Origin of the sequence: Syntrophus buswellii (genome assembly GCF_046097065.1) — a bacterium.
Taxonomy (GTDB): domain Bacteria; phylum Desulfobacterota; class Syntrophia; order Syntrophales; family Syntrophaceae; genus Syntrophus; species Syntrophus buswellii.
The window spans coordinates 1,688,107-1,709,172 of the sequence record NZ_CP175563.1 but is presented as its reverse complement, the minus strand read 5'-3'; the positions used below and the strand labels follow the sequence as shown (position 1 = coordinate 1,709,172).

Below are 21,066 nucleotides of genomic sequence, written 5' to 3'. Positions count from 1 at the left end.
ATCCTGCCTTCAATTCAGCTCCATATTCCCAATGACCCCCATCGACTTTTCCACAATGATCAGAACGCCCAGAACGCCTTGAATCTTCCTGCCCGCCTCCAGGGCCTTTTTTATTTCACGCTGATTTTGAACGGTGTTGCCGATGGCCGTAGCTGCGGCATCCGCAAGAGCGGCTGACTTTGCCTTGACACACACCGCATCCGCAATGCCCAGGCTCAGGGAATGCCCCACCGTTGCCGAAGAAGTGCAAATGCCAAGCGGGGTGTCCTCCGGACGGATTTTCAGGGCGACGCGGTAACTCAAGGGGGATTTGCCGGCGAAGACGGCGATGTTCAATGCCCGGGTTGCCTTGAGATAAAGGTCCCCGCCGTTTTCAATGATGACATTCAAGGAATGCTTTAATAAATTCTTTCCCACAAACTCGGCCATGGCGCCGGCCACGGCGGCCATGGGGCCGACACCTGCGAGACGGCTTGCTTGAAGCATCGCTTTAACAATGGGGGGGGCAAGAGGATCGTCGGGGAGTGGATTCAGGGAGGTCAGGAATCGGGGGTGGGTTAAAATATAATTTTTAAGGGAAACCCGGTGCAGATGAACGGAAGAGTTGGCCGGTCCCGTTAAATCGTGATCCGCCTGGATGAAGAGGTCTGTCTGCTCTTCGCAGACATGAAAGCTCTTCAGGAAATTGTCCTGGACAAGATTGCGGTAGGTTCTTTGAACATACTCCATCACATGAACGTCATGACCCCTTCCCCGAGAATTCGATCCGCCTCCCTCTTCAATTCAGGAGAAATGGTAAATTTCGCCTGATCGCCGAGATAGACCAGGGTTTCACAGGATGAATTCAGGATGTGGAGGTAGGCATCATACTTCCCCTTATAGGTTTCGCCTAATCGATGGAGTGCGTCGATCAGGTTTTCCGAACCTTTTTTCCGGGCGTCAATCGAGAAATGGACGCTTGAGAAGGGATTGTATTCCGTTTCCGACAACAGAGAGGCCTCTTCAGCCAGGACCTTAACGTTTTCCTCCGCCACATCCAGGACCCCCTTCACAAAAACCGGCGCCTCTCCATGGAGGATATCGCGGACCTTTTTGTAAATCTCGGGAAAGAAGATCACGTCCGTGGCCCCCTTGAGATCCTCGAGGCTGACGTAGGCCATGATTTCCTTTTTCTTGGTGAAAACCTCGCGGATGCCGGCAACGATTCCCGCAATGGCCACCGATTCCTTGTCTGCCTTCTCAAGAATGGAAAGGGAATCCCCACTGGTCACCATGCTGATTTTCGATGCAAAACCTTCAAGGGGATGGCCGGTAATATAAAATCCAAGAAATTCCTTTTCATAGGCCAGCAGCTCTTTGGGATCCCATTCCGCAATATCTGAACGGGCCGATTTTCGGGAAGTATCCTGTTCAACCCCTCCCTGATCTTCAAGGTCATCAAAGAAACTGGTCTGCCTGCTTGCCTTATCCCGAAGACGCTTCTGCGACCGTTCGATGATCGTTTCGAAGTCCGATAGGAGCTGCCGGCGCGTTTGTCCCGTCGAGTCAAAGGCGCCGCATTTGATCAGACTTTCAAGGACCCTTTTGTTGATCTTCCTGAGGTCGGCCCGGTTGCAGAAATCCTCAAGGGAGAAGAAAGGCCCCCCCTCCTGCCGGGCCGATATCATGGCTTCGATGGCCCCTACCCCGACATTTTTTATGGCGGCCAGACCGAATCGAATCGTGTCTCCGGCTACGCTGAAATCGCGGAGGGATTCATTGATGTCCGGGGGAAGAATCGGTATCCCCATTTCCTTGCAGACATGGATGTATTTGATGATCTTGTCCCTGTTGTCTTTTTCACTGGTCAGCAGGGCGGCCATAAACTCCACTGGATAATGCGCTTTGAGATAGGCCGTCTGGTAGGTAATCATCGCGTATGCGGTACTGTGCGACTTGTTGAAACCGTACTCAGCGAAGGTTTCCATCTGCTCCCAGATTTTTGCGGCCTTCTGTTCCGGAATGCCGTTCTTTTTTGCGCCTTCGAGAAACTTCGGCCTTTCTTTTTCCATTTTCGCGGTGTCTTTTTTACTCATCACCTTCCGAAGCGTATCCGCTTCAGACATGGAATATTGACCGATGACGCTGGCAATCTGCATGACCTGCTCCTGATAGAGGATCACGCCATAGGTTTCCTTCAAAATCTTAGCAAGCTGCTGAACTTCGTATACGATCGGGGTCTTCCCCTGTTTTCGATCGATGAATTCCGGAACCATTTTCATTGGTCCGGGGCGATAGAGGGCGATAAGGGCGATGAGGTCTTCGATACAGTCCGGCTTCATGCGCACGAGGATGTCCTTCATCCCTTCGCTTTCAAGCTGAAAGACTCCGTCCGTTTCGCCCTTGCTGAGAAGCTTGTAGGTCCCCTCATCGTTCAAGGGGATACTTTTCAGATCCAGAGGGACATCTCGGCCGTTGTTGATGAATTCAAGGGCGTTCTTGATGACGGTCAGTGTTTTCAGCCCGAGAAAATCAAACTTGGTCAAGCCCGCCGTGGAAAGGTCGTTCATGGAAAACTGGGTCGTAACATCATCCTTTGGGCTCTTGTACAGTGGCACTCTCTCTACGAGAGGCACGTCCGAGATCACGACTCCAGCGGCATGCACGGAGGCATGTCGATTCAATCCCTCAAGCGATCTGGAAAGGGTGAGCAACCGGCGGATCTTTTCGTCCCGTTTCGAGACTTCCTGGAGTCGCGGCTCCATGTTCATGGCATCCGCGAGCGAGATGTTCAGGATGTTGGGAACCAGCTTCGCGATGGCGTCAACTTCGCCGTAGGGTATGTTCAGTGCTCTTCCGACATCACGGATCACAGCCCTGGCCTGCATCTTACCGAAGGTGATGATCTGGGAAACCTTATCCTCACCGTATTTTTCGGTCACATAGCGGATAATCTCGTTTCGGCCTTCGGGGCAGAAATCGATGTCGATATCGGGCATACTGATTCGATCCGGATTGAGAAATCGTTCAAAAAAGAGGTCATACCGGATCGGATCGATGTCCGTGATGGTCAGGGCAAAGGCAACCAAGCTGCCGGCGGCGGAACCGCGCCCCGGTCCGACAGGGATGTTCTTTTTCTTGGCGTAGGCCACAAAATCGGAAACGATCAGGAAGTAGCCGGCAAATCCCATGGATTTAATGATTTTCAGCTCCTCGGCAAGCCGTTTTTCGTAAATCTCCTGAACGTCCTTTCCCTGCTCTTTGATGATGAGGGGCATACGCTCCGCAAGCCCCTGGATGGCAACGCTCTCCAAGCGATCTTCCAGTGTTTCATCGCTGCGGATCTCGAATTTGGGCAGGTAAAACTGACCAAATTGGAAAGACAGATTGCATTCATTTGCGATATCTATCGTATTATCAATCGCCTCAGGGCAATAGTTAAACAATTGCTTCATCTCACCGGGAGACCGGAAATAGAAGGCATCGGTGGAAAATCGCATCCGGTCTTTATCATCAAGCGTTTTGCCTGTCTGGATGCACAACAGGACTTCATGGGATTCGGCATCCTCGCGATTCAGGTAATGGCAGTCGTTTGTTGCGACCAAGGGGATCGAAAGCTGTCTGGAAATCTCCAGAAGACCCTCGTTTGCCTTTTTCTGTTCAGGCAAGCCGTTCTCCATAATCTCGAGATAGAAGTTTCCATCTCCGAAGATATTCCTATAGATCTCGGCTGATTGCATGGCGTTGTTCATCTGATTTTTTAAGATCAGATCAGCAATCTCTCCGTGGAGACAGGCGCTTAACCCGATGAGACCCTCGTGATATTTCTGTAAAATGTCTTTATCAATCCGCGGCCGATAGTAAAATCCTTCCAGGTATCCCAACGAGGACAGCTTCATGAGATTGGCATAACCCTGTTCGTCCTTGGCCAGAACCAGGAGATGCCTGGAGATGTCGCTGATTCCGCCGCCCGTTTTGTCGAAACGCGTGCTCGGGGCCACATACAGTTCACAGCCGATGATGGGCTTAATTCCCTCTTTCATGGCCGTCTGGTAGAAATCGATGGTTCCGAACATGTTGCCGTGGTCTGTCATGGCAACAGCCGGCATGCCGAATTCCTTTGCCTTGGCAATCAGGTCACGTATCCGGATGGTGCCATCCAGAAGACTGTACTGGGTATGGACATGAAGGTGTACAAACTGATCAATGGACATGATGGATATACGCTTTTTGAAATACCTTTAATCGAGCCAGTAATTGGGGGCTTCCTTGGTGATGATCACGTCATGAACGTGGCTTTCACGAAGGCCTGCAGAGGTTATTTTCGTAAAACGAGCCTTTTCGCGGAGCTCCTGAATCGTACGACATCCCACATAACCCATGCCGGCGAGAAGTCCGCCTTTCAGCTGGTGAATGCTCGCCGACAGGGAGCCGCGAAAGGGTACCCTTCCCTCTATGCCTTCGGGAACGAGTTTCAGGTGACTTTCCATGTCGTCCTGATAATAACGGTCACGGCTTCCCATTTTCATGGCTTCCAGCGAACCCATGCCGCGGTAGACTTTGTAGCTTCGGCCCTGGAACAGGATGGTTTCTCCCGGGCTTTCTTCGGTTCCCGCAAAAAGGCCACCGATCATGACCGTGTGGGCGCCTGCGGCAAGGGCCTTGACGATATCGCCTGAATACTTGATTCCGCCGTCGGCAATGACGGGGATGTCATAACGGGCACAGATTTTATAAGCCTCGGCTATGGCTGTGATCTGCGGGACTCCGACACCTGCGATGACCCGGGTCGTACAGATGGAGCCCGGACCCACGCCTACTTTTACGGCATCGATTCCGGCATCGATCAGCGCCTGGGCTCCTTCGGCTGTGGCCACATTGCCCGCCACCAGCTCGCAATTCGGAAAATTCTTCTTCGTATCCCTTACGGCATCAATAACCCCTTTTGAATGGCCGTGAGACGTATCGATGACGATAACATCGACACCGGCATTGAGTAGTGCATCCACCCGGGCCTCCCGATCGAGAATTCCCACCGCGGCCCCGGCCCGCAACCGCCCCAGGGAATCTTTGCAGGCATTGGGGTATTTTCTGATCTTCTCAATGTCCTTGATCGTGATCAAGCCCTTGAGATGATAGGATTCATCGACAACCAGCAGCTTTTCGATGCGATGCCGGTGGAGCAGTTTTTTGGATTCTTCAAGGGTGATGTTGGCGGATACGGTGATCAGATTATCCTTTGTCATGACCTGAGAAACCGGTTGATCCAGGTTTTCTTCAAAACGAAGATCCCGGTTGGTCAGGATGCCTACGAGCTTCTTATTCTTGACCACCGGGACGCCGGATATTTTGTACCGGTGCATTAAATCAAGGGCTTCGCGGACCTTCTGTTCGGGTTCCATCGTGATGGGGTCCACGATCATTCCGCTTTCTGATTTTTTAACCTTGTCGACTTCGAGGACCTGCCTTTCAATGCTCATATTGCGATGAATGATTCCAACACCCCCCTCCCGGGCGAGGCAAATGGCCGTGGCGGATTCGGTGACGGTATCCATTGCGGCTGCCACAATGGGAATATTCAGGGATATTCGATTTGTAAGCCATGTTGAAACATTCGCATCCCGGGGGAGTATATGCGATTCCGCCGGCTGAAGAAGAACGTCATCAAACGTTAACGATTCCTTGATGTACTCATCCAACATGTCAAACCTCCACATTGAAAAAGGCGGGTTATAGCCTGTTTAAATCTATTTAAAATCAGTAGCCCTGGACGCGGGCATCACTTCTTTTCTAGGTATCTAACTGAAAATGTCATGGCGGAAGATGCAGGAATTGCCAATGCTGACTAACCTTTAGGTGAAATTTCATAAATGGTGTCGTCGAGTTTTATATAATACATATTTTTGTCCGAATCATATTGGATGTGTTCGGCAAACTGATAATAACTATTTCTCGTAAATCGGGCTTCAAAGCGTTTATCTTTTACAGCGCAGTACAGGACATTGTCATCTCCCATCCGCAGTGTCGCAGGATCCAATGTTTCCACACTGTCATCCGTCAGCAGAATATTGAAATGCCCTTCCCTGCCCTGCTCATCCTGCGAAGGCTCGATGGACTTGACCGCAAAGGGGACATCTTCAACCGTGATGGCAAAGATCTGTTCATTGTGCCGAATGACATATCTTCCCGTTGAGTCCCTCTCCAGTTCCTCAAAGAACGTGGAAAGAATATCCTTGCGGAACATTTCATTCCCTTCGTAATACCAGACACCTTCTTTATCTATCCGGATGTCGATGGAGGGAATCTCGTATTTTTCATTTTCAGTCATGCACCTCTCCTTGCCTTAAAAAAGCTTTTTGCTGTCAAGCAGCAGTGTAACCGGCCCGTCATTAATAAGCTCGACCTTCATCATTGCCTGAAAAATTCCGGACTTGACGACAGGAATCTTCTCCTTGGCTGAACTGATAAAATAATTATAAAGCATATTTGAACGATCTGGTTCCTCAGCACATGTAAAAGCAGGCCTCCTGCCCTTGCGGCAATCTCCCAGGAGCGTAAACTGTGAAACGATGAGCATTTCTCCGGAAACATCCATAAGAGAACGGTTCATCTTGCCTGCATCATCTTCAAAGATCCTCAAATGAATGACTTTGTCCACAAGGTAGTTCGCGTCGGGATAGCCGTCGCCTTTCTCAACACCAAGAAATAACAGCAGACCCTTTGAAATTTCAGAAACAAGTCGATGGTTTACTCTCACGCTGGCCTTCTCGACTCGCTGAACGACAACCCGCATAAAGCACCCTTAATTTCTGATGGGGTCGCATGTTAGCAATTATAAAAACAGCCATCAAGTATTTTCTCCAACTTCAATTCCTGCTAAAATCAGTTGACAACAAAAAAAAATGCCTATATATGACTGCATCTCAAAGCGACTTCGGTCTTGAACGGATGCCGCAATATTAAGTTACAATTCGTATTATGGGCCCTTAGCTCAGCTGGTAGAGCAACTGACTCTTAATCAGTAGGTTGTCGGTTCGATCCCGACAGGGCTCACCAATAATAAAATAAGGCACTTAGATCAATTTCTGAGTGCCTTTTTTATTGTCCTTCGCTAAGATTTGGCTAAAGTCCCCTACCCTGCTTAATATTTCGTAAATCCCAGCAAGCGCAAATATCTCTGGCATGTGCTTAAATTTGAATGGCCGAGCCGGTTCATTATCTCGATTATCGTCATGCCATCGTTTGCCCATATTGAAGCCCGGCGATGGCGGAGGCAATGCCAGTTCCATGGCTTCTGCCCTGCTTCCTTTATATACTTCTCCAAAAAGCCGGGATGATCCGTCCATTCAAAGACCTTTCCCCTTCCTCTATATCTTGTTAAGCATTCCGGCTTCGGTATGCGCCTCGGTGTCAAATTGCTGTTCTTCGCTTTCCGGGTCCATAGGGTTATCAGCTCACCGTCGATATCTTCCGCCCTGAATCTCAAACTTTCCGATACCCGGCAAGCGGTCTGGTCAACAAAGTCGAACAGAAATTTTTGGCTATCGGTCATTTTCTCCCTGACGGCCGAAATTTCAGCTTCTGACGGTATTCTTTTCAGCTTGACATCGATCGAATGAAGCTCTGCCATTAAAAAAGGATTCTGTTTTAAATCATAGATTTTAATCCCATAGTTAAACAATGCCTTTAAAGAACGGAGCAAGGCATTTACGGCATAATTCTGCCGCTTGCTCTCTTTCAGCCTCTTGGCCTCGGCCAACAAAAGATCATGGACGTCTTTCTTGGTTATGCTGTCTGCTGCCCGATCCCTGCCCCAGTAGTCAAGAGCGATTTTGAAATACCGCTTATTGTCGCGATAATACATTTTTGACTTCTTGGCTTCCAGGTAGTCAAGGCGTGCTTCCATCAATTCGATCAAAGTAATACCGCTGATCGGATTTCTGGCCAGCTCATCAAGCTCTTCGATTTTTTCCCTCTCCGCCCTCTTCGCCTCCTGTTTTGTCAGGTAGATCGCCCGGCTAAAATATTTCTGCCCCAAATATTGGCCTGAATAGAACCACCGAACGCCGCGTTTTAGTTTCCTTGAATATTGGCCCACGCCATCACCTCCTTGATAATTTTTAAAAGAACGGTTATTTTAATCAAATCTCAATTAGGTAAGGATCTTTGAGTTAAATTTTGGAGTTTAGGAGGAGTGAGGAAAAGGAGCGCCAGATGGCAAGTCCTTTCCTTAGTCCGTCAGAAGTTTCATCGTTGTTGAGAATCTGCCTGAAACAAACTTATAAGCTTCTGAATAAAGGCGAATTGCCTGGGAGTTTTAAGCTGGGCGGGATATGGTTCATTGATCGCGATATTCTGATGGACGGCCTGAAAGCCAAAGCTCAAAAACCCAAGCCGCGAGGCATAGAGAACGGCGGCCGGAACAGCCGCCATAATCTCTAGCCTCACCCCTTGCCCGGACCGGACGTGTCCGGGCATTTTATCCCTACAACGACAAATGAAAGTTAATGGAATTGCTTTTTCTTTCTATGAGACAAATAGGCACGATGATTTCGCCTTTGTATTCCGGCCACTAAAGAAATGGCGCTGTCAACATCAAATTTTCGGAGGGGAAGCACGACCTCCAATAAGATCCTAAGCTGCGATAGCGTAACAGAGGGTGCTTTTTTTCCCCAACCTGATCTTGAGGTGCCAGAGAAAAAAGTGAGCCAGCATACAGGTCAATATGTGATGATGCCATCCGGAGAATTTCCTGACCTCGTACTGATCAAGCCCCAATTCCGACTTGGCTTCTTCAAAACATTGTTCGATCGCCCATCGAACGCCGCTGAGCCAGACAAAAACCGGCAGGCGGGTGCTTCTGGGAGCATTGCTGATGAAGTAAGAATAAACGGGCTCCGCACCAAGGGTTCTTTTGACAATCAGCCACACGGATTTACAGGGCAGGCCATCTCGGTGCAGAAAGATCTTTCTCCTCATAAATTCGTAAGCAATCGGCCCTTTCGCGCCCTCGGCAACGATTCTCCTGTACCAGAAGTAGTTGTTCAAATTCCGGGCAAAAGCTTCCACCGTCACCGGGGCTTTTTCAGTTTCCGAAAGAACGGTCCGAGAGCGCTGCTCTCCTTTGTAAGTGTAGGCCTTCTTGTGGGTAACGGGAGAGGTGAGCCAACAAAGCGTGTCACAGGGCACCGCAAGAAGGTAAGTCTTTCCCGGATGTTTCTCAATGGCCTCGATAAACTCGATGCTTCTACCATAGGCCGTATCGGCAACCACGTATCGAAAGGGAAGAAGTTCCTCCTTCTGGACATGATCAAGCATCTCGATGGCCAGTTCCACCTTGGTCTTAAACGTTTCGCTATCGGGCAATCGGCACTTCGACCGCCTGTCTTTGTAAGGTTCGGAAAACCACTTCTCCGGAATAAACAATCGCTTGTCCAGAAGGGCATAGCCATGAGGAGAGGCATAGGCTGCAAAAACTCCGACCTGGCAGTTTTCCACTTTTCCCAGAGAGCCGCAGTATTGACGGGAAACACCGATGGAATCATTGCCCTTCTTGACAAACGATGTCTCATCAAAAATCAAAATGCCATCGCCATGCGCCATATCATCCCCGATCAATTGATGATAACGCTTCGCGATCAGGTCTTCGTCCCATTGGGCATCGCTGATCATCCGCTGCATGGAACGGACGGTCCCACCTTCGACCGTCAATGCAATAGGCTCTATCGATTTCCTGTCCAGTTCGCTGAATTGTCCAACCATGTAATGAAAGAAATTCTCGCGAGTTTCGCTACGCGTAAAGCAACTCTGAAAGGTGCTATGAAATCCTCTCAATTCATCCATGAACCCTTCAACGTCAGTCTTTTCTACAGCGAACTTTGGTATGCTAAAAATCTCTGTTTCACTGAAATTGTTAAAGATCATGCTGTCCTCCTTCTGGATAATTGATCCTTCAGGAGGATTATTGTTCATTTAATTTTTGTTGTCAAATATTATATGTCGTTGTAGTGATACTGTATTCCAGATCTTTCAAGCAGGAGGAATCGGAGTTGCTGAGGATGGATCAGTATGAATTGGTAAGAACCCGGATGGCCACTTGAAAATCCCCCACCTGTGGCCGGGTCAAAATCCCCCACCCCAAGGTCGGCAGAACAGGTGTTAAGCTAGTTATTTTTCTTTTCTAACGCGAGTCTTTTAGAAGCCTCCTTGAGCCGGTAACTCTTTCCTTCAAATTTCAGCAGATGACCGCGGTGCAACAGACGGTCCAGAATGGCCGAAGCTGCAGCATTGTCGCCGAGGAGCTTTCCCCAGTCCTCAATCGGCCGGTTTGAAGTGATCATCGTGCTTTTCCGGTGGCGATAACGCTCCAGAATCACATCCAGCAGATCATCAGCGGCGGCCTGCGGCAGACGTTTTTTCAGAAACAGATCATCAATCACCAAAAGATCGGCGCCGCAGAACAGCTTGAACAGCTTTTTGCGCTTGCCTGTTTGCGTGGCTTCAAAGATGTCTTCAAAGAAGCATTGCGCTTCCCGGTAGGCCACCTGATAACCGGCCTGGATCGCGGCATGCGCAACCGCTTTGGCAATGTGGCTTTTACCAGTGCCGGGGTGGCCGATCAAAAGCGCATCGGCGGCAGATTGCACAAACTTTACGCTGATCAGCTCAAGAATCTCCTGTCTGGGGAGACGGGGATTATAACCCTACAACGACAAATGAAAGTTAATGGAATTGCTTTTTCTTTCTATGAGACAAATAGGCACGATGATTTCGCCTTTGTATTCCGGCCACTAAAGAAATGGCGCTGTCAACATCAAATTTTCGGAGGGGAAGCACGACCTCCAATAAGATCCTAAGCTGCGATAGCGTAACAGAGGGTGCTTTTTTTCCCCAACCTGATCTTGAGGTGCCAGAGAAAAAAGTGAGCCAGCATACAGGTCAATATGTGATGATGCCATCCGGAGAATTTCCTGACCTCGTACTGATCAAGCCCCAATTCCGACTTGGCTTCTTCAAAACATTGTTCGATCGCCCATCGAACGCCGCTGAGCCAGACAAAAACCGGCAGGCGGGTGCTTCTGGGAGCATTGCTGATGAAGTAAGAATAAACGGGCTCCGCACCAAGGGTTCTTTTGACAATCAGCCACACGGATTTACAGGGCAGGCCATCTCGGTGCAGAAAGATCTTTCTCCTCATAAATTCGTAAGCAATCGGCCCTTTCGCGCCCTCGGCAACGATTCTCCTGTACCAGAAGTAGTTGTTCAAATTCCGGGCAAAAGCTTCCACCGTCACCGGGGCTTTTTCAGTTTCCGAAAGAACGGTCCGAGAGCGCTGCTCTCCTTTGTAAGTGTAGGCCTTCTTGTGGGTAACGGGAGAGGTGAGCCAACAAAGCGTGTCACAGGGCACCGCAAGAAGGTAAGTCTTTCCCGGATGTTTCTCAATGGCCTCGATAAACTCGATGCTTCTACCATAGGCCGTATCGGCAACCACGTATCGAAAGGGAAGAAGTTCCTCCTTCTGGACATGATCAAGCATCTCGATGGCCAGTTCCACCTTGGTCTTAAACGTTTCGCTATCGGGCAATCGGCACTTCGACCGCCTGTCTTTGTAAGGTTCGGAAAACCACTTCTCCGGAATAAACAATCGCTTGTCCAGAAGGGCATAGCCATGAGGAGAGGCATAGGCTGCAAAAACTCCGACCTGGCAGTTTTCCACTTTTCCCAGAGAGCCGCAGTATTGACGGGAAACACCGATGGAATCATTGCCCTTCTTGACAAACGATGTCTCATCAAAAATCAAAATGCCATCGCCATGCGCCATATCATCCCCGATCAATTGATGATAACGCTTCGCGATCAGGTCTTCGTCCCATTGGGCATCGCTGATCATCCGCTGCATGGAACGGACGGTCCCACCTTCGACCGTCAATGCAATAGGCTCTATCGATTTCCTGTCCAGTTCGCTGAATTGTCCAACCATGTAATGAAAGAAATTCTCGCGAGTTTCGCTACGCGTAAAGCAACTCTGAAAGGTGCTATGAAATCCTCTCAATTCATCCATGAACCCTTCAACGTCAGTCTTTTCTACAGCGAACTTTGGTATGCTAAAAATCTCTGTTTCACTGAAATTGTTAAAGATCATGCTGTCCTCCTTCTGGATAATTGATCCTTCAGGAGGATTATTGTTCATTTAATTTTTGTTGTCAAATATTATATGTCGTTGTAGTGGTATCTTCTTAGCAGGTCTCTCGTGCTCTGGGGTGGTCAATTTTGGGTTAGCACAAGGCCCTTTCCCTGATCAATTTTAGGTTAGCACAACCATAAGTAAGGCGATAACAAATTTTGTTTTTTTGAAATACAATTTGTTATCGCTCACTCCTCTCCCCTGCCCCAAGACTTGTTAAACTCGCCAGAGTATTTTTAATCCGTTGGCCGTGGGTTCAAGTCCCATACGGCCCACCAATGTCCCGTTTTGGCATCCCGAACATTATGCGCCAACTGGACGTATGTGGTTGTCGATCCGCTCTTGTTTTTTCTGGAGATTGTTCTGATGTACATGTCTACTCATGTAACGTAGACTACCAACGATGTCAAGCATAATTACATATTTCGCATGCCTACAGGTTTTTCAGTTTTTTGAGAGTCCGACTGTGAAAATTCAATGACTTACGCTATTCAAAAGGTCAAAATATGCCTACGACTGTCGAACGCGGGGGAATGGTAGAGAGGATCATTCTTGCCAGAACGCATCTACAAATTCTTACTCTGAGTTACTTTCAGTACTAACGATTACGATCTGAAAACATATATTAAGAATATTTTCAAATAATATAGGCAGAGCCATTTCTGACTCTGCCTTTGCTTACCTCATTTCCTATTTCTATTCTGAAAGAAGTGATGAAGGGTGTCGTTAAAGAGTAAGCTTTTACCAACCCCACATCATGCCAGGACCTCGACCGCGCCCACCCCAAGGTCCTCCTCCATGCCACCCACCAGCCTGTAAAGCGTGCTCAAACATGGCAAGGTGGTAGCGTGTTTGGATCAGAAGGTTGTTAAGAATCCCGGCAGTGTCGCGATCTTCGGCATTCTTGATCAGCCATTCATAACGTGGGATGAGGTCGCGTTCCATTTTTACACATAATTGATAGGCCTCATCAAGGGTCTTCGTGTCTTTCACAACTGGGGACTTCCCATCTGTAGGAAGGCCGTAGGCTGCGAAAAGTCGCTCGATTGTCAAGACATGGTCTTGCTCCTGCGGTATGATCATGTGATACGGCATGTAAGTATTGTACTTCTCCGAATCCACTGCGTACTGCTCAAAAGAAAGTCTTTCCAGTGCCAGGATGTCACGCAGCTTCCCGATCCACTCCTTATTCTTGGGAACTGGCAGTTTGTTCGGCACAGAATAATATCCTCCATAGCCCATCATCCCGCCCCGTCCCATTCCGTAGCCAGATCCCATGCCATATCCAGAACCCCATCCACGCCCATAGTATTCATCGTCGTATCCTGGCCCATAATCATAGCGAGATTGGGTCATTGCCGGTAAAGCCATGAGTAAAACGATGAGAACGACACTGATTTGCAGCATTTTTCGTTTCATATTTTCCTCCTTATATTTTGGCTTCTGGGTCATTCGTGTTGCCTACTCTGAAAGTTCACGCTTAATCCGGTCAAACTCTTCCTTAGTTATTTCACCCTTAGCGTAACGTTTTTTCAGAATGTCGAGGGGAGTCTTCTCCGACACTTCCCCGCCATTTTTTCTCTTGGCGGTCTGGATTACAAAGTAGAGCAGGATACCGATCATTACGAGTAATAGGATCCACATAAACCCACCTCCGTAACCATAGTACATCATGTGACCCCAGTCCGGGCTTGAACCGTAAGGATAATCCTTGGTACAACCTGTTAGGATTGATAGAAACAAAGAAAGAATCGGCAATAGTCTTCCGTTCATGTGTCCCCTCCAATCAAACAGAATGAAAAACACCTTACAATAGATGAACGAGACCAATGTAAAAGTATCAATTTTACATATATTTTTCAATACTGATTGATTACGGAAATGATCTTATCTGAAAAATGTAAACAATAGTCGAAATTGCAAACTGTTTATTTGTAATTGAACTGTCGCATTATTCTGATGATATGATTGCGATTGATAACAGGAAGAAATGGTGCTTTCAACCTAGACGTAATATTTGCAGATGAAGCAAATGAAAGAGAGAGTGTCAAATATATAGGGTATTTTGATTTTTGCGAAATAAATACTTTTTCAATTAAGTATCCCTACAACGACAAATGAAAGTTAATGGAATTGCTTTTTCTTTCTATGAGACAAATAGGCACGATGATTTCGCCTTTGTATTCCGGCCACTAAAGAAATGGCGCTGTCAACATCAAATTTTCGGAGGGGAAGCACGACCTCCAATAAGATCCTAAGCTGCGATAGCGTAACAGAGGGTGCTTTTTTTCCCCAACCTGATCTTGAGGTGCCAGAGAAAAAAGTGAGCCAGCATACAGGTCAATATGTGATGATGCCATCCGGAGAATTTCCTGACCTCGTACTGATCAAGCCCCAATTCCGACTTGGCTTCTTCAAAACATTGTTCGATCGCCCATCGAACGCCGCTGAGCCAGACAAAAACCGGCAGGCGGGTGCTTCTGGGAGCATTGCTGATGAAGTAAGAATAAACGGGCTCCGCACCAAGGGTTCTTTTGACAATCAGCCACACGGATTTACAGGGCAGGCCATCTCGGTGCAGAAAGATCTTTCTCCTCATAAATTCGTAAGCAATCGGCCCTTTCGCGCCCTCGGCAACGATTCTCCTGTACCAGAAGTAGTTGTTCAAATTCCGGGCAAAAGCTTCCACCGTCACCGGGGCTTTTTCAGTTTCCGAAAGAACGGTCCGAGAGCGCTGCTCTCCTTTGTAAGTGTAGGCCTTCTTGTGGGTAACGGGAGAGGTGAGCCAACAAAGCGTGTCACAGGGCACCGCAAGAAGGTAAGTCTTTCCCGGATGTTTCTCAATGGCCTCGATAAACTCGATGCTTCTACCATAGGCCGTATCGGCAACCACGTATCGAAAGGGAAGAAGTTCCTCCTTCTGGACATGATCAAGCATCTCGATGGCCAGTTCCACCTTGGTCTTAAACGTTTCGCTATCGGGCAATCGGCACTTCGACCGCCTGTCTTTGTAAGGTTCGGAAAACCACTTCTCCGGAATAAACAATCGCTTGTCCAGAAGGGCATAGCCATGAGGAGAGGCATAGGCTGCAAAAACTCCGACCTGGCAGTTTTCCACTTTTCCCAGAGAGCCGCAGTATTGACGGGAAACACCGATGGAATCATTGCCCTTCTTGACAAACGATGTCTCATCAAAAATCAAAATGCCATCGCCATGCGCCATATCATCCCCGATCAATTGATGATAACGCTTCGCGATCAGGTCTTCGTCCCATTGGGCATCGCTGATCATCCGCTGCATGGAACGGACGGTCCCACCTTCGACCGTCAATGCAATAGGCTCTATCGATTTCCTGTCCAGTTCGCTGAATTGTCCAACCATGTAATGAAAGAAATTCTCGCGAGTTTCGCTACGCGTAAAGCAACTCTGAAAGGTGCTATGAAATCCTCTCAATTCATCCATGAACCCTTCAACGTCAGTCTTTTCTACAGCGAACTTTGGTATGCTAAAAATCTCTGTTTCACTGAAATTGTTAAAGATCATGCTGTCCTCCTTCTGGATAATTGATCCTTCAGGAGGATTATTGTTCATTTAATTTTTGTTGTCAAATATTATATGTCGTTGTAGTGGTATTGGAGTGGGAAGTTAAAAATTTAATTCGGCAGCCAAGATGCTCGTTGACATGTAGCCAATTTAATAGATATGAATATTATGTAATATTTAATATGTACTCTATAATACTTATATATCTGTCAGTAGGTTGTCGGTTCGATCCCGACAGGTCTCACCAAAACAAGAAAAAGGCAGAACCGTTTGATCCTGCCTTCATCATTAAATAGGAGTTTATCTGTTAAACTTTTTCTTGAGTGTCAAAAGCCCTATCAGACCAGGTCCCAAGAGAAGCAACGTGGCCGGGATGGGAACAGTCGGCCCATATCCGTCAAGTTCATAGATTCTTGGTCCCTGAGCGTCACCATATACCCACGAACCTGTGCCGTATTGAGTAAATTCAGCTCTAAAGTATTGGGCTGTCGTCAGCGGCACATCTGCAAAAAGTTCAAGATAATTTAATCCTGAGTAATTCGTTCCCCCGCCGTACACGGGTTGCCAATTTGAGTCCAGCACGGGATTGACCGTATAGTCATACAGTAATGCCCATGGTCCCGACAATTCGGTGCTGGAGAATAATTTGAACCTGCTGATTCCTCGATGATTGATGTTTCGGTATTCACCCATGTTCAGGCCATAGTCATGAATAGCGACCAAGTTGAAGCTCTGCAGGGTAACAGGGGCTGACGTCTGCCAATTCACCCAATGAACATAACCTTGAGGCTGGTAGTCTTTGAAGATAGTGTTATTTTTGGTATCAGAATTCGTGCCATAGGCACCCCCGAACATGTTCCGTGGGTCTGACCACCATCCTCCTGCCAAGGCGCCGCTGCTTGCGCTCACGGAAGTTCCCTGGCTGACATCCCATAAATCATCAAAGATGGCCAAACGAGCATTCGCCGTCAGTGAAGAGAAAATAAGGAGCACCGAAAACGTAATTGTAAGCAATAGCTTTTTCATCTGCTTGCCCTCCTTTGGTGGTGTATTTAGAAAATTCGACTTTTGGTACCTCTTTATTAAGGATACTTCCCAGCTTAGCTGCCGTAAATGAGATCCTTTCAAGATGTTTTGCCCGCCTTTTGATCAATAGTGCCCATGGATTGATTGGTGAGGCTTCACCCCCTTCTTACAAGCAGAAGAATATTTAACGTTATTGTTAAGATGAACGATTCGGCGATTACATGACCCATATCGGGAACACCGATTAAAGCATTGAAAAAATAGGGTTAAAATCGATGCTGATCCCGAAATAGTCATCCTTATTGATGACATCCGGTCAAACTATTTACGGATCTTTGAGTAACAGGCCGATCTGTTGTCAATCAGATATTACCTGGAACTAACATACACCAGGATGTCTTGTCTTACAATCCGGTCTATTCATGACGGGTAATCATCCAAATCCTGATGGTGGAATAATAATGACCCTATCCGGACCAGCCTGAGGATTAATGTGTTCTTCGAGCTGGCGGGATAGGCGGCTGTTCTTTCAGTATGCCGAGAGAGGCACTGCGTATGAGAGCCGTCATGAGGCCCATGATGGTTCATCGGATAGGTCAGAAGACCTGTATCAGGTTGGACGATGGCATGTATTGGCCCTCAAATAAATTATTTCTTGACATTCAAATAAATTAAAGGCAGAAAATTGCAGACATATTAGATAGTTTCAAGCGTTTGATGAATATCATCCTTTTATCTTATTTTGAAAAGGCATCCCTTGGAGAGATGATTAAAATGTTGCTTCTAATTAAGGGGGCAAGATTTTTTTGTTTTCAGGAAGAGCTTTTTGTTTGAACCAGAAATGTGGTCTTTGTTTCGACAAATCTTTAGTCACTATCGATCATCTTAAGGAGGTGCTCCATGAAAACAGAAAAAGATCCGTTGTCATGCAGTGGTATGAGTAGGCGTTCCGTGCTCAAAGGGGCCATTGCCATGGGTGCGGCCATGGGAAGCGGCCTGGCTCTCAACATGGCCACACCGGGAACAGCGGAGGCCATGGCTCGAAAACTTCCACAAAAATGGGACGAGACATGGGACGTCGTGATTATCGGCTCCGGATTTGCCGGGCTGGCCGCAGCGGCGGAGGCGGCGAAGGCAGGGGCCAAGGTGGTTATTCTCGAGAAAATGCCTACATATGGCGGCAATTCCACTATAAATGGCGGCGGATATGCAGCCTGGAACGATAAGCTGAATCTCCGGGAAAAACTTAATCTTGGGAATGACAGTCCGAAGCAGCATCTGGAAGACACCCTAAAAGGGGGCGATTACTACAACATTCCCGAGCTGGTTGAGGTTCTTGTCAACGGTGCCCCGGATGCCCTGAACTGGATGATGGATGAGGGCGGTCTTGAGATTCGCCAGGCGGTGAACAGAGCTGGCGGGCATAGCGCCTATCGGGCACATTTTTCAAAAACCAGTTGGGGGCGCGACTACACGGAAGCCCTCAGAAAAATCGCCGAGAAATACGGCGCTAAAATTGTTCTCAATTCTGAAGTGACCTGGATGTGGCGGAAGGATGCGGACCCGAAAAGCCCGGTGCTTGGATTGGAAATCAAGCGGGGCAGAAGGGTTTTAAATATCAAGGCCAGCAAAGCCGTCGTGGTTGCATCGGGAGGCTTCAGCAGAGACGTAAAGATGCGGATGGCCCATTATCCGAAGCTGGTGGCAGAGTTTAACTGCACCAACCACAAAGGCGCCACCGGGGAGATGATTCGCTACGCCCAGGCCATCGGAGCCGATACGGTTCAGATGAATTTCATCCAACTGTACCCGTTTGCGGAGCCAGCATCGGGAACTCTGGACAATCCGGCCGTTTATGCTTTCAGCGCTCCGGGTCGCGGATGCATTTATGTCAACAAACTTGGTAAGCGCTTTGTAAGCGAATTGGAGCGCAGGGATGTCTGTGCCTTTGCCCAGATCAATATGGGTGACAAGATGAAGCCTACCTACACCATTTTCAATGCCGCCATGGTTCCTCTTATCGGGGAAACGCAGGAAAGCCTGAATGCCGGGCTGAAAAAAGGCCGGTTTACAGAGGCGGATACAATAGCCAGCCTTGCAGAAAAGATCGGCATTCCGGTCGATGCCCTTGTGAAGACAGTCACCGACCACAATCGCTATCTTCAGGAGGGAAAGGATCCTGAATTCAACAAGCCGATATCAAAGGCCATGCTACCCCTGGACAAGGGCCCCTTTTATGCCCTCCCGCAGTGGCCTGCGGTCCATCACACCATGGGCGGTCTAAGAATTAACACGAATGCCCAGGTCATCGATGTGTTCGGAGCTGTTGTTCCGAAATTGTATGCTGCGGGTGAGGTTACAGGAGGAATACATGGGTCGAACAGACTTGGCACAAACGCGACAACCGATTGCGTAGTCTTCGGGCGCATCGCAGGCGTCAATGCCGGCAAGGAAAAACCGACGGTGTAAAGCTCAAAGAGGTGGGGGGGAATGGGGCATCACCCCCCCACCCTTGAAAAATGACGGATTTCATCAGAAGAAGACATTTCATTCAGAAATAATCTCCAACTTCCCTTCCCTTCCGAATTTTTAGAATCTCTGGAGTGCCTCCAATACAGATCGTAAATAGATAAAACATCGTTGAGAAGGCCAGTCCGTTTCTTCCGCCGATGATATCAGATATTATCTGGTATATATTCAGTACCCAGGCCGTATTGCTTATTACGAAAGAGGCATTATTATTAATAAGACGATCAACAATCCGATTCAAACAAAAGCTTTGTGAATCTAGAGATCGAGCTGCTGGAAAAATCGAATGACAACTATAGAGGAATAAGATGAAGTCCAAAGAAAGAAAAATGAAGCGGATGGAAGAACGACAAAAAGAGATGCTTCGTGAACTGGAAAACCGGAAAAGGATATGGAATGCTGCAATGGCTGGAGACGAAAAGGCCTGCAGGTTCTTAGCCAAGCAGTATTTGGGAAACGAGGATGAGAAGGGGGAAGAAGTCATGCGCTCTGCGTGATATGGTTCACTGGTAACAGATAACTGTTTCTGTCTTTTGCCTGGCTTTTCAGCATATGGCATCTACCGAGCAATCTGTTTTGTAAACAGCGGTAGTCCTCAGTATCCAAAGATTTTGCGGTATTGCTTATGCTGGTCACATCCGAGTCAGGAAGCCTCCGCCGTGCAAAAAATCTCTGTTTGGTAATGAACGGGATATTCTGTTTTGGATGGACATTTGAGAAAAGAAATGTTTAATAATTGGAAAAATAAAGGGTACAAGCTTGATCCAAAAAAGAAGGAGAATAAAAAGTGTTGCTGAAGTTAACGGAAGAACAGATAAATTACGTGAAAATTACCTTTAACACGGATCGATTTGTCGTAAAAATAGGCGAAGTTGAACCCGTCGTGAGGGAATATTATTCGGTACCGGACATGCTCAGGGAATTTGAAGAAAATGGGATCGAATCTGCTGATTTTGACGGTCTATCCCATGAGGTCTATAACAGGTTTCTTGAGAAATCCTATAAATTGAGTGAAGTATTATCCTGATTTCAGAAAAGGGGCAGGTTTGGGCTTTTAATCTATTTAAGGAAGAGACATCCGCTTTCCCGTCAAAAAAAGAGAATGCACGAAAGTGAAATCGATGGTCTTCATCCGCCGCAGGATGGCAGCTGAAGGCATTCGGGATCATCTCATGAGCATTCTCTCTATCCTCGTCTGTTGAAAAACGTTCCGTTGGACATTGTCGTACACATGCGGCCTGACGGCATATAGTTCGTTGAGCCGGAGATCGTTTTCTGCAAAAACATCAACGTTGATCCGATTTGTGACAGGGAACTCCCCAGCAGGGTCACATTTCTTGAGATACGGTTCTTGACGGCCTCGATCAGTCGGCAGCGTTTGTCCAGGCATTCCAGTAGTTGATTCCTGAGATGGTCATCCGCATGTTCGGCGATGGAATAAAGTGTCTGTTCATCGTCACAGCCGGGATAAACCGTTTTATTGAACGATTTAAGAATTTTCTCCTTCTCGTTTCTGCAGATCTGGACGTTGAGAAGACATGCTTCCATTCTCGAATGGTTGGTGCGTAAATCTACAAGAGAGGGGTGTCGTAAGATCTCTCGTTCCCGTTCGATCAGTTGAACTAATTCCCTGTAAAAATTCGTTTCAGCCTGAAGATTCTTTATGAAAGAGTGGACAGGGGCATTGAATGCAGTGGCTGAAGGTTCGGCAAAGGGAGGCGTTATTCTCGCGTTGTTCATATCCTGAAAAGTATTCCGGGATCTTCTGATGAGTAAAGTTGATTAAGTTCGGTGCATGGACTCC

The 21,066-nt window shown here is 47.7% G+C and carries 17 protein-coding genes, 1 tRNA gene and 1 pseudogene; 5 read left to right on the top strand and 14 right to left on the bottom strand.

Annotation, left to right across the window (positions count from 1 at the left end; genetic code table 11):
- Positions 1 to 9: 9 nt before the first annotated feature.
- From ACJ77P_RS07685 to dtd, 5 genes are all read right to left on the bottom strand, one after another.
- Complete coding sequence (locus ACJ77P_RS07685; protein WP_367359178.1) at positions 10 to 729, bottom strand: UPF0280 family protein; 720 nt, start codon at positions 727 to 729, stop codon at positions 10 to 12.
- A complete protein-coding gene (locus ACJ77P_RS07680) occupies positions 729 to 4,193 on the bottom strand; it encodes a DNA polymerase III subunit alpha (RefSeq protein WP_408997915.1) in 3,465 nt (1,154 codons plus the stop codon). The genes ACJ77P_RS07685 and ACJ77P_RS07680 overlap by 1 nt, the downstream gene beginning before the upstream one ends.
- A 27-nt stretch (positions 4,194 to 4,220) precedes the next feature.
- Positions 4,221 to 5,681, bottom strand: coding sequence for an IMP dehydrogenase (gene guaB, locus ACJ77P_RS07675; RefSeq protein WP_408997914.1), 1,461 nt, complete (start codon positions 5,679 to 5,681; stop codon positions 4,221 to 4,223).
- A gap of 143 nt (positions 5,682 to 5,824) precedes the next feature.
- On the bottom strand, positions 5,825 to 6,307 hold the full coding sequence (locus ACJ77P_RS07670) for a DUF1285 domain-containing protein (RefSeq protein ID WP_408997913.1): 483 nt from the start codon (positions 6,305 to 6,307) through the stop codon (positions 5,825 to 5,827).
- 15 nt (positions 6,308 to 6,322) lie between these two features.
- Positions 6,323 to 6,772: a D-aminoacyl-tRNA deacylase gene (dtd, locus tag ACJ77P_RS07665; RefSeq protein ID WP_408997912.1), complete on the bottom strand. Its 450-nt coding sequence runs from the start codon at positions 6,770 to 6,772 to the stop codon at positions 6,323 to 6,325.
- Between the two features lie 187 nt (positions 6,773 to 6,959).
- On the opposite strand from dtd, the gene ACJ77P_RS07660 reads away from it, so the two are divergent.
- A tRNA-Lys gene (locus ACJ77P_RS07660) sits at positions 6,960 to 7,035 on the top strand.
- An 85-nt stretch (positions 7,036 to 7,120) separates the two neighbouring features.
- Here the strand turns inward: ACJ77P_RS07660 and ACJ77P_RS07655 are convergent.
- Positions 7,121 to 8,077 (bottom strand): tyrosine-type recombinase/integrase, encoded by a 957-nt coding sequence (locus tag ACJ77P_RS07655; protein ID WP_408997911.1) that lies wholly within the window; start codon positions 8,075 to 8,077, stop codon positions 7,121 to 7,123.
- A gap of 116 nt (positions 8,078 to 8,193) precedes the next feature.
- On the opposite strand from ACJ77P_RS07655, the gene ACJ77P_RS07650 reads away from it, so the two are divergent.
- A complete protein-coding gene (locus ACJ77P_RS07650) occupies positions 8,194 to 8,421 on the top strand; it encodes a helix-turn-helix domain-containing protein (protein ID WP_408997910.1) in 228 nt (75 codons plus the stop codon).
- A 192-nt stretch (positions 8,422 to 8,613) separates the two neighbouring features.
- Here ACJ77P_RS07650 and ACJ77P_RS07645 read toward each other — a convergent pair whose 3' ends face one another.
- From ACJ77P_RS07645 to ACJ77P_RS07615, 7 genes and pseudogenes are all read right to left on the bottom strand, one after another.
- Positions 8,614 to 9,903, bottom strand: a complete 1,290-nt coding sequence (locus ACJ77P_RS07645) for an IS701 family transposase (RefSeq protein ID WP_408997908.1) — start codon at positions 9,901 to 9,903, stop codon at positions 8,614 to 8,616.
- A 239-nt stretch (positions 9,904 to 10,142) separates the two neighbouring features.
- Positions 10,143 to 10,661 (bottom strand): annotated as a pseudogene (locus ACJ77P_RS07640) (ATP-binding protein); the annotation flags it as partial.
- 170 nt (positions 10,662 to 10,831) lie between these two features.
- Positions 10,832 to 12,121 (bottom strand): IS701 family transposase, encoded by a 1,290-nt coding sequence (locus ACJ77P_RS07635; RefSeq protein WP_408997908.1) that lies wholly within the window; start codon positions 12,119 to 12,121, stop codon positions 10,832 to 10,834.
- Between the two features lie 783 nt (positions 12,122 to 12,904).
- Positions 12,905 to 13,582: a hypothetical protein gene (locus tag ACJ77P_RS07630; RefSeq protein ID WP_367361190.1), complete on the bottom strand. Its 678-nt coding sequence runs from the start codon at positions 13,580 to 13,582 to the stop codon at positions 12,905 to 12,907.
- 42 nt (positions 13,583 to 13,624) lie between these two features.
- The gene (locus tag ACJ77P_RS07625; protein WP_408997909.1) at positions 13,625 to 13,936 is read right to left on the bottom strand and encodes an SHOCT domain-containing protein; all 312 of its coding nucleotides are present in this window, start codon (positions 13,934 to 13,936) and stop codon (positions 13,625 to 13,627) included.
- Positions 13,937 to 14,417: 481 nt separating this feature from the next.
- Positions 14,418 to 15,707 (bottom strand): IS701 family transposase, encoded by a 1,290-nt coding sequence (locus ACJ77P_RS07620; RefSeq protein ID WP_408997908.1) that lies wholly within the window; start codon positions 15,705 to 15,707, stop codon positions 14,418 to 14,420.
- Between the two features lie 300 nt (positions 15,708 to 16,007).
- Positions 16,008 to 16,733 (bottom strand): hypothetical protein, encoded by a 726-nt coding sequence (locus ACJ77P_RS07615; protein WP_367359183.1) that lies wholly within the window; start codon positions 16,731 to 16,733, stop codon positions 16,008 to 16,010.
- 900 nt (positions 16,734 to 17,633) lie between these two features.
- On the opposite strand from ACJ77P_RS07615, the gene ACJ77P_RS07610 reads away from it, so the two are divergent.
- The 3 genes from ACJ77P_RS07610 (at position 17,634) to ACJ77P_RS07600 (ending at position 20,289) form a co-directional block, all read left to right on the top strand.
- A complete protein-coding gene (locus ACJ77P_RS07610; protein ID WP_367359184.1) occupies positions 17,634 to 19,202 on the top strand; it encodes a flavocytochrome c in 1,569 nt (522 codons plus the stop codon).
- 368 nt (positions 19,203 to 19,570) lie between these two features.
- The gene (locus ACJ77P_RS07605; RefSeq protein ID WP_367359185.1) at positions 19,571 to 19,759 is read left to right on the top strand and encodes a hypothetical protein; all 189 of its coding nucleotides are present in this window, start codon (positions 19,571 to 19,573) and stop codon (positions 19,757 to 19,759) included.
- Positions 19,760 to 20,049: 290 nt separating this feature from the next.
- Complete coding sequence (locus ACJ77P_RS07600; protein ID WP_367359186.1) at positions 20,050 to 20,289, top strand: cytoplasmic protein; 240 nt, start codon at positions 20,050 to 20,052, stop codon at positions 20,287 to 20,289.
- A gap of 158 nt (positions 20,290 to 20,447) precedes the next feature.
- Here ACJ77P_RS07600 and ACJ77P_RS07595 read toward each other — a convergent pair whose 3' ends face one another.
- The gene (locus ACJ77P_RS07595; protein ID WP_367359187.1) at positions 20,448 to 21,002 is read right to left on the bottom strand and encodes a flagellar protein FlgN; all 555 of its coding nucleotides are present in this window, start codon (positions 21,000 to 21,002) and stop codon (positions 20,448 to 20,450) included.
- Positions 21,003 to 21,066 lie beyond the last annotated feature (64 nt).

Coding starts and splice junctions, on each gene's coding strand:
- ACJ77P_RS07635 (WP_408997908.1), bottom strand. CDS start 12,121: ATGATCTTTAACAATTTCAGTGAAACAGAGATTTTTAGCATACCAAAG.
- ACJ77P_RS07595 (WP_367359187.1), bottom strand. CDS start 21,002: ATGAACAACGCGAGAATAACGCCTCCCTTTGCCGAACCTTCAGCCACT.
- ACJ77P_RS07630 (WP_367361190.1), bottom strand. CDS start 13,582: ATGAAACGAAAAATGCTGCAAATCAGTGTCGTTCTCATCGTTTTACTC.
- ACJ77P_RS07605 (WP_367359185.1), top strand. CDS start 19,571: ATGAAGTCCAAAGAAAGAAAAATGAAGCGGATGGAAGAACGACAAAAA.
- ACJ77P_RS07680 (WP_408997915.1), bottom strand. CDS start 4,193: ATGTCCATTGATCAGTTTGTACACCTTCATGTCCATACCCAGTACAGT.
- ACJ77P_RS07670 (WP_408997913.1), bottom strand. CDS start 6,307: ATGACTGAAAATGAAAAATACGAGATTCCCTCCATCGACATCCGGATA.
- ACJ77P_RS07685 (WP_367359178.1), bottom strand. CDS start 729: ATGGAGTATGTTCAAAGAACCTACCGCAATCTTGTCCAGGACAATTTC.
- ACJ77P_RS07615 (WP_367359183.1), bottom strand. CDS start 16,733: ATGAAAAAGCTATTGCTTACAATTACGTTTTCGGTGCTCCTTATTTTC.
- ACJ77P_RS07625 (WP_408997909.1), bottom strand. CDS start 13,936: ATGAACGGAAGACTATTGCCGATTCTTTCTTTGTTTCTATCAATCCTA.
- guaB (WP_408997914.1), bottom strand. CDS start 5,681: ATGTTGGATGAGTACATCAAGGAATCGTTAACGTTTGATGACGTTCTT.
- ACJ77P_RS07610 (WP_367359184.1), top strand. CDS start 17,634: ATGAAAACAGAAAAAGATCCGTTGTCATGCAGTGGTATGAGTAGGCGT.
- ACJ77P_RS07645 (WP_408997908.1), bottom strand. CDS start 9,903: ATGATCTTTAACAATTTCAGTGAAACAGAGATTTTTAGCATACCAAAG.
- dtd (WP_408997912.1), bottom strand. CDS start 6,772: ATGCGGGTTGTCGTTCAGCGAGTCGAGAAGGCCAGCGTGAGAGTAAAC.
- ACJ77P_RS07650 (WP_408997910.1), top strand. CDS start 8,194: ATGGCAAGTCCTTTCCTTAGTCCGTCAGAAGTTTCATCGTTGTTGAGA.
- ACJ77P_RS07620 (WP_408997908.1), bottom strand. CDS start 15,707: ATGATCTTTAACAATTTCAGTGAAACAGAGATTTTTAGCATACCAAAG.